This window comes from Allohahella sp. A8 (assembly GCF_047946665.1).
In the GTDB taxonomy this organism is placed as follows: Bacteria; Pseudomonadota; Gammaproteobacteria; order Pseudomonadales; family Oleiphilaceae; genus Allohahella.
On the sequence record NZ_CP172312.1, the window covers coordinates 1941454 to 1955355 of the forward strand.

Consider the following 13902-nt stretch of genomic DNA (forward strand, 5'->3'; position numbering starts at 1 on the left):
TTTCTGCCCAAGCTGCGGAGCCTGAACTGTAGTCGTTTGCGCCCGACTCCCTTATACTGGGCACCTGACTTAGCACAGCTACTGCATAAGAATAGGGAGTTGGGAAAACTCCGAATCACGCCAGTCAGCAGAGGGGATATCGAGTGATTAGAGTGCTGATCGCAGACGATCATGACCTGGTGCGAGCAGGTCTCGCACGTATGCTGGAAGATGAGCCGGGCATCGAGGTCGTCGGCCAGGCAGATTCCGGTGAGCAAGCGATTTCTTTCGTTCGAGAAAACGCGGTTGATATCATTCTCATGGACATCAGGATGCCCGGGATGGGTGGGCTCGAGGCTATCAAGCGCCTGCAGCGACTGGATGACAGCGTCCGCGTCATTGTCGTGACTGCTGTGGAAGAGGACCCCTACCCTTCGCGCGTGTTAAAGAGTGGGGCTTCGGCCTACATCACGAAAGGGGCCGACCTGCGCGAAATGATCAAGGCCATCCGCCTGGTTCACTCCGGCCAGCGCTACATCAGCCCGGACATTGCGCAGAAAATGGCGTTGAAGCCCTTTCATGGCAGTGCTGCCGACAATCCGTTTTCCACGCTTTCCGAACGTGAGATGCAGATTGCAGTCATGGTCGTGAGCTGCAAAAAAGTGCAGGACATCTCGGATCAGCTTTGCCTGAGTCCGAAGACCATAAATACCTATCGATACCGACTGTTCGAAAAGCTCGGCATCAGCAGCGACGTCGAACTGACCCTGCTGGCCGTCAGACACGGCATCGTCGATGAAAGCAAGGTCGAGGGGTTCTGAAGATATAGTGACCGACAGTGATTCCACTGCTTTCGACGCCCGTGCCTTTCTCAGGCAGGCGCCGCAGGACCCCGGCGTCTACCGCATGTACGATGCCAGTGACAACATCCTCTATGTCGGCAAGGCCCGGAACCTCAAAAACCGTCTGTCCAGCTATTTCCGTGGCTCAGGTCTGGCGCGGCGAACACAGGCATTGGTCGAGCGCATAGCCGACGTTCGCTATACCACAACGACAAATGAGACCGAGGCCCTGCTGCTCGAGCAGAACCTCATCAAGCGACTGCATCCACCGTTCAATATCCTGCTCAGGGATGACAAGTCCTACCCCTATATCCTGCTGTCAGACCACCCGCGCCACCCCTCACTCACGCTACGCCGGATCCGCCGCAAGAAGGCCAGCTACAAGGGGCGCTATTTCGGTCCTTATACCAGTGCCCATGCAGTAAGGGAGGCGCTGACGACGCTACAGAAAGGTTTCGGCATCCGCTCCTGCTCAGACAGTTACTACAGCAATCGGCAACGGCCCTGCCTGCAGCATCAGATCGGCCGTTGTAGCGCACCTTGCGTCGATCTCGTGAGCGAGGAACAGTATGCGACAGACATGCAACACGCGGTCATGTTCCTGCAGGGCAAGAAGCCTGAGCTCATGGCAGCGCTGATGGCGCAGATGCAGCAGGCGGCCGATGAGCTCGACTTCGAGCGCGCCAGCGTACTCAGAGACCAGATCGCTTATCTGCGCAAGGTTCAGACACACCAGGGCATCGAGGCTGGAGTAGCATCAGATGTCGATGTGTTCGCCGCGGTTATCGAAGGTGGCGAGGCGCTGGTGTATGGCGTTTTCGTCCGCGATGGCCAGGTGATCGGCTCGCAGAGCTTTCACTTCAAGGATGTGGTCAATTCCATGGACGATGACGAGTCTGCCAGCGAGCCCGAAGCCGCCCTGCTCAGGGATTTCGTGGCACAGTATTATCTCGCGGACCACCAGGTGCATGGTCTGCCGCGTGAAATCGTCACCTCCAGCCCAATAGAGGAAGCAGAAGCGCTGTCCGCTGCGATTCGCGAGCAGTCAGGCGTGCAGATCCGTCTTGCACATGCGGTCAGACAGGATCGGGCACAGTGGCTGAAGCTGGCCCAGCAGAATGCCCAGCAGCAGCTCACACTCAAGCTGGACACCCAGCAGGCCGTTGCTGCGCGCTGGCAGCAACTCAGTGACACCCTCGGCTTCGAGACGCCAATGTCGCGCATGGAATGTTTCGACGTAAGCCATACCTTCGGCGAGGCAACGGTAGCATCCTGTGTGGTCTTCGACGCCTCGGGCCCGGTAAAATCGCAATATCGTCGCTTCAACATCACTGGCGTGACCGCCGGCGATGACTACCACGCCATGGAGCAGGCCCTGCTGCGCCATTACAAGCGGATCAAAGACAGCGATCTCGGCCTGCCGGACCTGCTCATCGTTGACGGCGGAAAGGGCCAGCTCACCATGGCCGAGAAAGTGTTTCAGGAACTTGGTATCGATGATGTACTATTGTTAGGCATCGCCAAAGGCGTGACGAGAAAGCCTGGATTCGAGACCCTGATACTTGGCTATAGCGGCAGGATTATAACGCTGCCGTCCCATTCAGCCGCGCTCCATCTGCTGCAGAACATTCGTGACGAGGCTCACCGCTTTGCCATAACCGGGCACCGCAACAAGCGCAGCAAGAAGATGGGCGAATCGATACTGCAGGATATTCCGGGTATCGGGCCGAAGAAGCGTCGCGACCTGCTGAACTACTTTGGCAGCGTGAAGGGCATCGCCGGCGCGAGCATCGAGGATCTGCAAAAGGTTCAGGGTGTCAGCCAGACGCTTGCCAAGGCGCTCCACAATGCATTTCGCGAGTAACAGTTGTCCACCATGTTTCTGAATCTACCGAATACACTCACGCTCGCACGACTGGTCCTCATTCCCATCATCGTGCTGGTGTTCTACCTTCCCTATAAATGGGGCCCATTTGCCTCTGCAGTTATCTTCGCGCTGGCGTGTTTCACCGACTGGCTTGACGGCTATCTGGCACGGCGCCTGAACCAGTCCACGCCCTTCGGCGCCTTCCTTGATCCTGTTGCGGACAAGCTCATTGTCGCTGTCGCACTTTCCATGTTGATCGAACTGCATGCCTCCCTCCTGCTCACGATTCCGGCAATGGTCATCATCGGTCGCGAGATCGTGATAAGTGCACTGCGGGAATGGATGGCTGAAACCGGTAAACGCGCCAGTATCGCCGTATCCATGATCGGCAAGATCAAGACTTTTGTGCAGATGGGCTCGATTACCGTGCTGCTCGCCTTCGATCCTGATCACTGGGGTGCCGTGTTGGGCCTGGCCTTGCTCTACTGTGCTGCGGTGCTGACGCTCTGGTCGATGATACTGTATCTTCGTGCCGCCTGGCCGGATCTGACCAGCACTCGCGCCATTGGGCGTGACTGACAAGATCTCTCGAATCGTCGGCTGCGCTGGCAGCCTCCTTAAGGAATTCCGATGGAAATGAAACCCGCTCTGAACGTATTTGGCGAGAAGCTTCAGTCGTGCAGTACCTCGCCCATGACCGGTTTCTTTCGGGATGGTTGCTGCAACACCAGCAATCTGGATGGCGGTTCGCACACCGTTTGCACCATATTGACGGCCGAGTTCCTCGAATTTTCCAAGCGTCAGGGAAATGACCTGTCGACCCCGCGCCCGGAGTTCGGTTTCCCTGGTCTCAAGCCTGGTGACAGCTGGTGCCTGTGCGCGAGCCGCTGGCGCGATGCATTCAGGGCAAACAGCGCGCCGCGGGTGCGTCTGCAGGCGACGCATCTTGCCGCACTCGATATTATTCCGCTCGCGGAACTGAAGCAGTTCGCTGCAGATCTCAACTAGCTTTGCCTACTGCCCCGCCTCGTACATAGGACTACGCAATACCAGCCATAATTACAATCTATTTGGTTTCGTACGGGGAATGAGCCATCTTAGAGAGCAGTGTATTGACGGCAGCTGGCCGTTCAAGGAAGTGGTGGTACGGTAATATGCATGTTGGAAGCGCATTGCGACATCTTCGGAAGTCGAAAGGTCTGACGCTCGCCGAGGTTGCACTCAAGGCAGCTTCGCACGTGGGCAATCTCTCACGTATCGAGCGCGGCTCGACAATGCCCAGCATGGATCTGCTGTACCGGCTTGCTGCATCGCTAGACGTCCGTGTGTCTGACGTCTTCTCCATCGCGGATAATCGTGAACACGATGAGCAGCAGCTGGCACTGAATTCTCTCTATATCACCCTTCCAACCCGGGAGCGGGATCTCCTTTTCGCCTTTGCCAAGCTTTTACAGGATCGTGACCAGCAGGATGTCGAGGCCTTATCTATGGAGCCGGTTATCCTCCCCGTCATGTTTGGTGATTCGACAGACGTCTGAAGACTCTGGCCACATTGCACTCATTGGCTATTCTGTACTGATACAGAAGCGTCTGGAGTGTATTCATGCTCGAAGCCCCCATTCCCGAGGATGATGAACGTCGTCTTCAGGCCCTCGATAGCTATGGCCTGGTCGATACGCCCGGCGAACAGAAGTTCGACGATCTTATCAGTATTGCCGCCTACATCTGTCAGAGCTCAACGGCTCTCATATCACTTGTGGATGCCAATCGGCAGTGGTTCAAATCTTCCATCGGCCTGGGCGAGGTGCGGGAGACGCCGCGCTCGGTCTCATTCTGCGGTCACGCGATACAGACTGGGGCGCTCTTCGAAATCACCGATACTCATGAGGACCTGCGATTTTCCGACAACCCACTTGTCACCTCAGCGCCCTTTGTGCGCTTTTATGCCGGTGTGCCGCTCATCGATGAGGATGGCTACGCGCTCGGGACCCTCTGCGTAATCGATCAGCAACCCAAGCGACTCGATGCCGCACAGAAGCAGGCACTCCTTGCCCTTTCCAGAACAGTACTTCAGCTCTTCGCTGCCCATCGAGCTGACCGCAGGCGTGAATACCTCGGGCAGATGTTCGATAGTAGTCCCACTTACGTCTTTGTGGTCGATCTCAAAAAAATGCGTTTCGTATACGCCAATCCGGCAGCCTTCAGGTCGATGGAGATGCTTGACGAGCAGTTGGCCACACTTGAGCCCCGTCTCGTTTTTGATCAGGTCGATTACGCGCATTGGCAGTCCAGTCACAAGGATGAGCACACCCCGCAGCAGGAATGGCAGCTGCGGCGAACACGACTCAAGCGGAAGGCCGGACCGCCCATACCTGTCCAGCTCAAGATAAGCACGACGGCCATCCATGGCCGGCCAGCACTACTGCTGATAGCCCAGGATATCTCCGATCTGCTTGATACCGAAGATAAGCTTGGCAAGGCACAGACTCAGGCGATGAAGCTCGCGCTGGTCGCCAGCCACACAAGCAACATTGTTCTGATTACGGACGCGAAGCGACAGGTTGAATGGGTCAACCCGAGCTTTACCAGGCTGACCGGCCTGACGCTCGCAGAGGTTCAGGGTCGCTCGCTTCGCGACTTATTAGGCGGCAGCAGAGACAACACCCAGATTCAGCGGATGCAGGATGCGCTCAAGAAAGGCCGACCTGTATTGGAGGAGCTGCATAACACCACGCCGGACGGCGGCGAATATGACCTGGTGCTCGAAATGCAACCGGTTGTCGACGACGCCGGAAACGTTCGTCATTTCGTCTCGATTGGAACGGATATCACCGAAAGAAAGGCCTTCGAAAAAGCCCTGGAGGATGCAAAAGAGCAAGCCGAGGCGGCCAATCGGATCAAAACCGACTTCCTGTCCATGATCAGTCACGAAATTCGTACGCCGCTGAATGGAATCATCGGCACCGTGGAGCTGTTGCGAAGAGTAGTTGTCCCCCCGGCCGAGCTTCTGGACATTCTATCCGAGGCCTCAAACACCCTCCTCGTGCTCATCAATGATTTGCTGGATCTTTCTCGTATAGAGGCCGGGCGGCTTCAGTTGGAGCATGAGCCCTTTAACCTGCCCAGGCTCATCGAAACTGCCGGCGCACTCTACAAGGCTGGCGCTGACGACAAAGGCGTCAGCCTCGAGACCGTGGTGGATGCCGATCTGCCTGAATGGTGTGTGGGGGATGGATTTCGTTTGAGGCAGGTGCTCATGAATCTGGTCAACAATGCCGTCAAGTTTACCGCTGACGGTCGTGTGCGGATCAGCTGTGATCGTCAAGGCCAGGATTCAAACGGTGTCATCTGCCGCTTTGAGGTGGCTGATACAGGCATCGGGATAGCCCCCAGGGCCTTGCCTCATATTTTCGAAGCTTTCACGCAGCAGGACAATTCACTTGCCCGACGATATGGAGGCAGTGGGCTCGGCCTGGCAATCTGCCATGATCTGGTTCAGATGATGGGCGGCGAGATGACGGTCAACAGCTCACCTGGGGAAGGCTCAGTCTTCAGCTTTGCGATCAAGCTGGAAATCGCAAGCAGTGCGGAAACCAACACGGAACTGACGACATCCAGCACAGAGGCGAGTGTCGAGGGACAGCTGAGTGGTCAGCGCCTGGCTGAAGGCCTGAAGGTGCTTATCGTTGACGACAGCGCGACAAATCTCACCGTGCTATCAGCCATGCTGACCGATTGCGGAGCCAAGGTCCTGGCCTGCGAGCATGCTGCTGCGGCACTCGATGCTTTGCAATCAGACCGCTTTGATATCGTAATGACAGATTTGCGCATGCCGGACATGAATGGCTTTGAATTGCTTCAAACCTTGCGTGGGCTGAACAAGCACAGCAGCACATCGGTGGTGGCGGTCACGGCACATGCCGATGCAAAAACGCTCGAAGCCTGTCAAAAGGCTGGCTTTGATGCGCACCTGACCAAACCGATTACCTTCGCTGCATTGAACCAGACGCTGACGCACGCACTTGGGCGAATCACAGATAGCAGCCACGTCGCAAACGCCCAGGCCAGCTACGGCACACTGCCGCCGCTACGACTTGACTGGACGCAGGCACTCAAGCGTCTTAATAACGATAAAGGTCTATTGCACACACTCTGTAAACTGTTTCTCCAGGAACACGCCCGTTACATACTGGCCATCAGCGCTGCAATAGACAAAGCTGATCTGGAAGCTGTACAAACCGCGGCTCATAGCCTCAAGGGCTCTGCTGGTTACTTCGGTCAAAACGAGCTTCTGACGACAATAGAGCGGCTCGAACTGGCTGCTCGTCAAGGCGACTCAGTGGCTTGTCGGCATCTTTCTGAACGCCTCGGCGAGGACCTTCCGGCCTTCCTGGATGCCATTCGTAATTTTGCAGATCATGATTAGTTCCCTCCTCAGATCCGTAGTGAACGCCCACCATGCGCCAGCAGCGCCACCACGTGTTCTGCCATTTGAGAGAGCGGCAGCACGTGATCGACCGCGTGAAGCAGGATAGCTTCCTTCGGCATGCCGAATACGACACAACTGGCCTCATCCTGAGCAAAGGTCGTCGCGCCAGCGTTCTTCATTTCCAGCAGGCCGGCAGCACCATCGCGCCCCATGCCGGTGAGGATTACGCCCACGGCGTTGCGCGCTACGTGTTGAGTTGCTGAGTCGAACAACACGTCGACCGAAGGGCGATGTCGATTAACCGGGGCATCGTCCGAAAGTGAAATAAGATAATTCGCACCACTACGTGCGATGCGCATATGGCGGCCACCAGGCGCGATATAGGCATGGCCAGGTAGTACCCGTTCGTGATCCTCGGCTTCCTTCACATGCATGGCACAGAGGCTGTTGAGTCTATCGGCGAAGGACCTGGTGAAGCCGGGCGGCATATGCTGAGTGATAAGTATGGCTGGCGCGCTACTCGGCATCTGCTGGAGGAAGACCCGGATGGCCTCGGTTCCCCCGGTGGACGCCCCGACAAACACCAGTTTCTCACTGCTCAAACGCACCGTCTTGATCGGGCCGGAGGCGGCTTTGGCGACAGCCGGTGTGCGTCGAGCAACCCTTGCGCTGGCAGCCGCCCGAAGTTTGTTATGGATATCGATCGAGTATTCGTGCAGTCCTTCCGAGATGCCGACCTTCGGTTTCGTGATGAAATCTATAGCGCCAAGCTCGAGCGCCCGGAGCGTGATCTCGTTACCCTTCTCAGTAAGCGAAGAGATCATGACCACCGGCATGGGGCGCAGCCGCATCAATCGTTCGAGAAAATCGATGCCATCCATTTGTGGCATTTCGACGTCCAGAGTCAGCACATCCGGATTCAGATCCTTGATCAGCTGTCTGGCGACAATTGGGTTTGGGGCGGTGCCGACTACTTCAAATGCAGGGTCCGACTGTATGATTTCGGTGAGCAGCTTGCGAACCAGTGCAGAGTCATCAACTACCAGTACACGAATGGTCATACAGCCTCTGAGGGTCTAGAACAGATCAACGCCACCCTCAATGGGGGTAGCTCTTAGCTTTCGACTATAGTCCAGTTCGCGTTCAAGTACGGAATTGTTGTTGAGTGACCAGAGCTTCTTCACCCGCACCCGACCGGTCCTGGCAAAGAAGTACACCTTGCGTGGGTAGTTATCAAGCACGTCGCTGGCTACCACTGGTATCTGCTCTGCAGCAAGATAGGCGTAGACGAACTCGGTGTTACGCTCTCCAATGTTTGCGGAGGCCAGTGTCGGCATGACAGCGCCCCCGCCGAAGACCTTGGCCTCCAGATACTGACGTCTGGCACCCAGCTTGATGAGATCGTTGATCAGTTTCTCCATCGCATAAGCGCCATAGCGCGCTGACGAGGCGATAGGGCTATCCGGGTCTCCGACCGATGGCAGCATGAAGTGGTTCATACCACCGATCTGCGAGCGTGTGTCGCGGATACAGGCTGAGATACACGAACCCAGCACCGTCACGATCACCATGTCCCGCGCGGTGGCGTAGTATTCACCTGGCAAAAGCTTGGCTGCTTCAATGTCGTGGTATCGATCGTAATAGACGTTGGGGTAACTATCCTGCGACGCGTTATCTGGTTGGCCCGCCCTGCGCTTGTCACTCATCAACCAGCAGCCGCCGACAAGGGCGCAGACTCATCACCTGAACTTTCGTCGCTGTGTCGCACCAATTGAGCCGTCGGTTTATAAACCGTTCGCCCGATAGACTGGAACATAGCGCCAACCGTGAGCAAGCTCTCCGAGTGGCCAGCGAAAAGCAGACCGTCGCTCTTGAGGATCCGGTGAAAGCGCTGAAGGACGGTGCCCTGCGTTTCCTTGTCGAAATAGATAAAGACATTTCTGCAAAAAATGATATCAAGGGCGTCAGGCACCTTCCAGCCGCCTGACAACAGGTTGAGTGGCGCAAAAGTCACCCGGTCTGCCAGTACATTTTTGACCCTGGCCAGGCCTGCATTCTTCCCGACGCCTTTCATGAAGTATTTCGCAACCATCGCGTCATCCATGCCCTTGAGACGTTCAAGATCGTAGACGCCATTTCTGGCGGCCTGCAGAGCGTTGGTATCCACATCGGTGGCCACGAGCTCGAAGGGATAATCCGTTCCAAAGGCATCCAGCAAGGCGATGACGATGGAGTACGGCTCTTCTCCAGTCGAAGCGGCACAACACCAGAGTTTCACCTTCTGCCCACGAGCCTTCTTACGAAGGTGACTGACCAGATACTCGAAGTGGTGGGCCTCGCGGAAGAACGCCGTTAGATTGGTGGTTAACGCGTTGACGAACTCCTGCCACTCGGACGAATCCGCCCGCTCGAGGCGCTGCAGATAAGCCTTCATATCAGGGACGCCGAGCGTCCGCAGCCGACGAGAAAGCCGGCTGTAGACCATTTCCATCTTGTTCGGGCCGAGGTTGATGCCGACTCGCTGATAGATGAGCTGTCGGACCTTTTCGAAGTCCTGCTCGGTATATTCGAAATCGCGAGCTTTTCTATTACTCACGACTCAAGCCTCAGCAGCGACCAGCTCCATGCCGTCGCTCATCATAAGACCTTCTATATCGGTCAGGATGAGCATTTTATCGCCTACGGTCGCCAGACCCTGGACATACTCGGTATTCACAGAGGCCCGGAACTCAGGTGCCGGCCTTATCTGCTCCGGTTCGAGTCCGATGACATCGGAGACGCCATCGACCACCACGCCAACGACGCGCGTCGACAGGTTCAAGATGATCACGATGGTGAACTCGTTATACTCAACCCGACCGAGATTGAATTTGATTCGAAGATCGACGATCGGGACGATAATACCCCTGAGATTGATAACGCCTTTGATGAAGGCTGGCGCATTCGCAATCTTGGTCACGGAGTCATAGCCCCGAATTTCCTGCACTTTCAGTATATCAATTGCGTACTCTTCGTCTCCGAGCGTGAAGGTGAGGAACTCCCTGCCAACCGCCATCGAACCAGCGGTTACTGACTGAACATCTGCTTTTGCCATTATCGTGTCCTCTCAGCCGGCCTAGAACTCTTCCCATTCGTCGTCAGCACGAGTGCGTGCGATGCTTCCTTCAGACTTCAAGGCCACCGCCGAGGCACGCTTGGGTGAAGGCATGGCTGTCTTGACCGGTGCCGCTGACGCTTTGGCCGCCACAGCTTTTTTACTGACCTTGCGTGCGTTCTGATTTTCTAGCCGGAACACCGCGACCGTCTGTTCGAGTTCAACAGCCTGGTCCTGCAGCGATTCCGCCGCTGCTGCCGCTTCTTCGACAAGCGCCGCGTTTTGCTGGGTAACCTGATCCATTTGGGTTACAGCCTGGTTCACCTGCTCGATACCTGAACTCTGCTCGAGCGATGCAGCGGTAATTTCGCCGATGATATCGGTCACGCGGCGGATACTGGACACGATTTCCTGCATGGTGGTACCGGCCTGATCAACAAGGCGCGTGCCTGAGGAGACGTTTTCGACCGAAGCGCCAATGAGGGCCTTGATCTCCTTGGCTGCACCGGCGCTTCGCTGCGCCAGACTTCGAACCTCGCCCGCGACTACAGCAAAGCCCCGTCCCTGCTCCCCTGCACGCGCAGCTTCGACGGCCGCATTCAGTGCGAGGATATTGGTCTGGAAAGCAATTCCGTCTATGACGCTGATGATATCAACAATCTTCTTCGAGCTTTCATTGATGGTCGCCATGGTATCGACAACCTGAGACACCACTTGGCCACCCTTGACCGCCACTTCACTGGCGCCCTGCGCCAGTACGTTAGCCTGTTTGGCATTGTCGGCATTCTGCCTCACGGTCGAAGTCAGCTCTTCCATACTCGCAGCGGTTTCTTCGAGATTCGAAGCCTGCTCTTCTGTGCGCTGGGAAAGATCTGCGTTGCCGGTAGCAATCTGGCCTGAGGCGCTGCCAATGGTTTCGACGCCATTTCTGATGTTGCTGACTATATCGACCAGACTGGCGTTCATGGTTTTCAGCGCAAGCAACAGTTGGCCGGTCTCGTCTTTCGAGACGACCTGAACATCTTGTGTAAGATCACCTGCGGCGACTGACTCCGCGACCGCAACTGCACGGCGCAGCGGACGAACGATGCTATTGGTAATAATCCAGGCTGCGAGTATGCCAAGCAATATGCCGCCAGCGATGATAGCAATGATGAGCGTGCGGGAATCGGCGTAAATCTGATCGCCCAGATCGCTCGCCGCTTTGGCACCCTCTTCATTGAGATCTATCAGCTGCTGCATGGCTAGCGTACTTTTATCGAACAAGGCCTTCGACTCGCCCCGGATCAGCGCCAGCGCCTCGTCGTTTCTCTGCTGACGTGAGAGCGTAATCACCTGGTCATGGGCTGCGAGATAGTCTCTCCAACTGGTTTTGATTTGCGAATGCAGCTGTCGTCCTGCTTCGAAAACCAGAAGCGGAGCCAGATTTGACAGATTTTGCTCAAATGAGATCACGTATTCTTTCATCTGCTTTTCGAATGGAGCCATCTCCTGTTCGGTCAGCGACTGAATGTGCTGTAGCTCTGCGACCCTGAAGTCACTCATCGTGACATCCATGACGCCCAGCATTCGTATCTTTGGCAGCCATGACTCTTTCATCTCAGTCGATGTATTGCTGACTTTTTCAAGCTGAAGAATACTGAAAACGCCCAAACCGAGCATGAGGGCAAGCAGAAGACCAAAGCCGAAGCCTAGCTTCGCTGACAGACGGAGATTACGATAAAGATTCATGGCGATATCACGACCTTCAGTGATGAATATATATAGGCCGTCACTGGAAAGCACTCTAGGCCAAGGGACGGTGTTACTGCGAGCAGTTTTGCACTCAAAGCATTTTCTATAAAAATGATATGTAGAAATAGTTAAGCAGCAGAATGCGAAATGAGAAAGCTGACGTCCAAAATAAGTGCGACACTACCATCGCCCATTATCGTAGCTCCTGAAAACCCTGGAATTCTTCGATAATTTTTTTCGACATTTTTGATGACGACTTGCTGCTGACCGAGCAACTCATCCACCAGTAGGGCTACGCGGCGGCCTTCGCTCTCAATAACAACCGCGGTTGCTGTCTCAGCTTCCTGCGCGCGCTCCATGTGAAACTCCTTGGCTGCATCGATGAGCGGAATATATTCACCGCGCATCTGCATGAGGGGGTTCCTGCCCTGCACGTCCTTGATGCGCTCAGGCAATAGTTGTACCGATTCAACGACGGCGCCAAGCGGAAGCACGAATACTTCGCCTGCGACCGATACGATCATGCCGTCGAGTATCGCCAGCGTCAGCGGCAGTCGGACACTGAAACGACTGCCCTCGCCCTTGACCGACGAGATCTCGATTCGACCACCAAGTTCGAGGATATTTCGTCTGACCACGTCCATACCGACGCCTCTGCCGGAAACGTCGGTAACAGTTTCCGCCGTAGAAAAGCCAGGCAGGAAAATGAGATTCCAGACTTCGCCATCAGTCATCGCGTCATGACTGGGCAAGCCATTCTCGGCTGCCTTGGCCAGAATCCTTTCACGGTCCAGACCTTTGCCGTCGTCGATGATTTCGATAAGAATCGACCCAGCCTCATGTGCTGCAGACAGCGTGACCTGGCCCTTCTTCGGTTTACCGCTCGCCACTCTCTCATCGGGGCGCTCTATTCCATGATCGATGCTGTTGCGAACGAGATGGGCAAGTGGGTCTGTCAGCCGCTCAATGATGCTTTTATCCAGTTCGGTCTGCTCGCCGATGATCACCAGCTCGACCTCTTTCTTCAGTTTAGATGCGAGATCTCGCACAACTCGGGGGAAGCGACTGAACAGGAAGCTGACGGGGAGCAGGCGGATCGAGAGCACGGACTCTTGCAGGTCCCGAGTACTCCGTTCGAGGGCCATGAGGGCGCTCATATGCTTCTCATGCTTGACCGGATCAAGCGCCTTGCCAGTCTGCAGCAGCATGGACTGGGTTATGACCAATTCGCCCACCAGGTTGATGAGCTGGTCCACCTTGTCGACCGACACTCGTAAGGAGGCTGCCTCTACGTTAGCCTTGGATTCCTTGGTAGGCGTTTTCGCAGTAGCCTTCGGTGCAGGTTTGTGATCGGCTGCCGGCGTGTCTGGTTGACTGTCAGCTTCTGTAAACAATCCGAATGCTTCAGACTCGTCAGCCGCCTTAGCGGCCGGCTCATCTGAGAACAGACCGAAATCTTCATCTACAGCGGCTTGCCCTGCCGGCACAACGTCCTCGAAAAGACCGAACTCATCATCTGTCGATACAGTCTTCTCGGCGCTTTTTACGCTGTTGCCCGCGGCTTCCAGCCTGTGCACCAGCTCGTCGGTGTCCATGTCAGGTTCACCGCCGTTGCGAAGGATATCAGCCATGGCTCGAATGATATCCACCGACTCGAGCACCAGGTCTATGATGTCCTGTGACAATTCGATCTCGTGCTGCCGCACCTTGTCCAGCAGTGTTTCGAGGTGATGAGTAAAGCCTGATATAGACACAAAGCCGAACATCGAGCCAGAGCCCTTGATGGAGTGTGCGGCACGAAATATTGCATTCAGTGACTCCGCATCTGCCGTCTCAAGATCCATGGCGAGCAGCTGGTTTTCTATTTCTGCCAGGTGCTCCTGAGCTTCCTCGAAAAATACCTGATGGAACTGACTGAGATCGATAGACATGATGGACTGATTAACCTACAGAGGAA

Annotated in this window: 12 protein-coding genes; 6 read left to right on the top strand and 6 right to left on the bottom strand. The window is 55.7% G+C overall.

The features are described 5' to 3' along the window. The first annotated feature begins 143 nt into the window (after positions 1 to 143). From uvrY to ACH3PB_RS08685, 6 genes are all read left to right on the top strand, one after another. Entirely contained in the window at positions 144 to 800 is a 657-nt protein-coding gene (gene uvrY, locus ACH3PB_RS08660) for a UvrY/SirA/GacA family response regulator transcription factor (RefSeq protein ID WP_416399063.1), read from the top strand. After that, a complete protein-coding gene (gene uvrC, locus ACH3PB_RS08665) occupies positions 775 to 2685 on the top strand; it encodes an excinuclease ABC subunit UvrC (protein WP_416399064.1) in 1911 nt (636 codons plus the stop codon). The genes uvrY and uvrC overlap by 26 nt, the downstream gene beginning before the upstream one ends. 18 nt (positions 2686 to 2703) lie before the next feature. Beyond that, on the top strand, positions 2704 to 3267 hold the full coding sequence (pgsA, locus tag ACH3PB_RS08670) for a CDP-diacylglycerol--glycerol-3-phosphate 3-phosphatidyltransferase (protein WP_416399434.1): 564 nt from the start codon (positions 2704 to 2706) through the stop codon (positions 3265 to 3267). A gap of 51 nt (positions 3268 to 3318) precedes the next feature. Continuing rightward, a complete protein-coding gene (locus ACH3PB_RS08675; protein ID WP_416399065.1) occupies positions 3319 to 3696 on the top strand; it encodes a DUF2237 family protein in 378 nt (125 codons plus the stop codon). Positions 3697 to 3842: 146 nt separating this feature from the next. Beyond that, on the top strand, positions 3843 to 4226 hold the full coding sequence (locus tag ACH3PB_RS08680) for a helix-turn-helix domain-containing protein (protein ID WP_416399066.1): 384 nt from the start codon (positions 3843 to 3845) through the stop codon (positions 4224 to 4226). Positions 4227 to 4291: 65 nt separating this feature from the next. Further along, a complete protein-coding gene (locus ACH3PB_RS08685) occupies positions 4292 to 7114 on the top strand; it encodes an ATP-binding protein (protein ID WP_416399067.1) in 2823 nt (940 codons plus the stop codon). Between the two features lie 8 nt (positions 7115 to 7122). Here ACH3PB_RS08685 and ACH3PB_RS08690 read toward each other — a convergent pair whose 3' ends face one another. The 6 genes from ACH3PB_RS08690 to ACH3PB_RS08715 form a co-directional block, all read right to left on the bottom strand. Further along, positions 7123 to 8178 (bottom strand): protein-glutamate methylesterase/protein-glutamine glutaminase, encoded by a 1056-nt coding sequence (locus tag ACH3PB_RS08690; protein WP_416399068.1) that lies wholly within the window; start codon positions 8176 to 8178, stop codon positions 7123 to 7125. A gap of 15 nt (positions 8179 to 8193) precedes the next feature. Then, complete coding sequence (cheD, locus tag ACH3PB_RS08695) at positions 8194 to 8823, bottom strand: chemoreceptor glutamine deamidase CheD (protein ID WP_416399069.1); 630 nt, start codon at positions 8821 to 8823, stop codon at positions 8194 to 8196. Further along, positions 8823 to 9713, bottom strand: coding sequence for a CheR family methyltransferase (locus ACH3PB_RS08700; protein ID WP_416399070.1), 891 nt, complete (start codon positions 9711 to 9713; stop codon positions 8823 to 8825). Before ACH3PB_RS08700 ends, cheD begins: the two co-directional genes overlap by 1 nt. Positions 9714 to 9716: 3 nt before the next feature. Further along, positions 9717 to 10211, bottom strand: a complete 495-nt coding sequence (locus ACH3PB_RS08705; protein WP_416399071.1) for a chemotaxis protein CheW — start codon at positions 10209 to 10211, stop codon at positions 9717 to 9719. Between the two features lie 21 nt (positions 10212 to 10232). Beyond that, positions 10233 to 11942 (bottom strand): methyl-accepting chemotaxis protein, encoded by a 1710-nt coding sequence (locus ACH3PB_RS08710; protein ID WP_416399072.1) that lies wholly within the window; start codon positions 11940 to 11942, stop codon positions 10233 to 10235. A 131-nt stretch (positions 11943 to 12073) separates the two neighbouring features. After that, entirely contained in the window at positions 12074 to 13876 is a 1803-nt protein-coding gene (locus ACH3PB_RS08715; RefSeq protein WP_416399073.1) for a chemotaxis protein CheA, read from the bottom strand. Positions 13877 to 13902: the final 26 nt, after the last annotated feature.

Bases quoted from the DNA above. Each gene is read 5' to 3' on its own strand.
- uvrC (WP_416399064.1), top strand. From the start codon at position 775: ATGAAAGCAAGGTCGAGGGGTTCTGAAGATATAGTGACCGACAGTGAT.
- ACH3PB_RS08675 (WP_416399065.1), top strand. From the start codon at position 3,319: ATGGAAATGAAACCCGCTCTGAACGTATTTGGCGAGAAGCTTCAGTCG.
- ACH3PB_RS08710 (WP_416399072.1), bottom strand. From the start codon at position 11,942: ATGAATCTTTATCGTAATCTCCGTCTGTCAGCGAAGCTAGGCTTCGGC.
- ACH3PB_RS08690 (WP_416399068.1), bottom strand. From the start codon at position 8,178: ATGACCATTCGTGTACTGGTAGTTGATGACTCTGCACTGGTTCGCAAG.
- ACH3PB_RS08715 (WP_416399073.1), bottom strand. From the start codon at position 13,876: ATGTCTATCGATCTCAGTCAGTTCCATCAGGTATTTTTCGAGGAAGCT.
- ACH3PB_RS08685 (WP_416399067.1), top strand. From the start codon at position 4,292: ATGCTCGAAGCCCCCATTCCCGAGGATGATGAACGTCGTCTTCAGGCC.
- ACH3PB_RS08705 (WP_416399071.1), bottom strand. From the start codon at position 10,211: ATGGCAAAAGCAGATGTTCAGTCAGTAACCGCTGGTTCGATGGCGGTT.
- cheD (WP_416399069.1), bottom strand. From the start codon at position 8,823: ATGAGTGACAAGCGCAGGGCGGGCCAACCAGATAACGCGTCGCAGGAT.
- ACH3PB_RS08680 (WP_416399066.1), top strand. From the start codon at position 3,843: ATGCATGTTGGAAGCGCATTGCGACATCTTCGGAAGTCGAAAGGTCTG.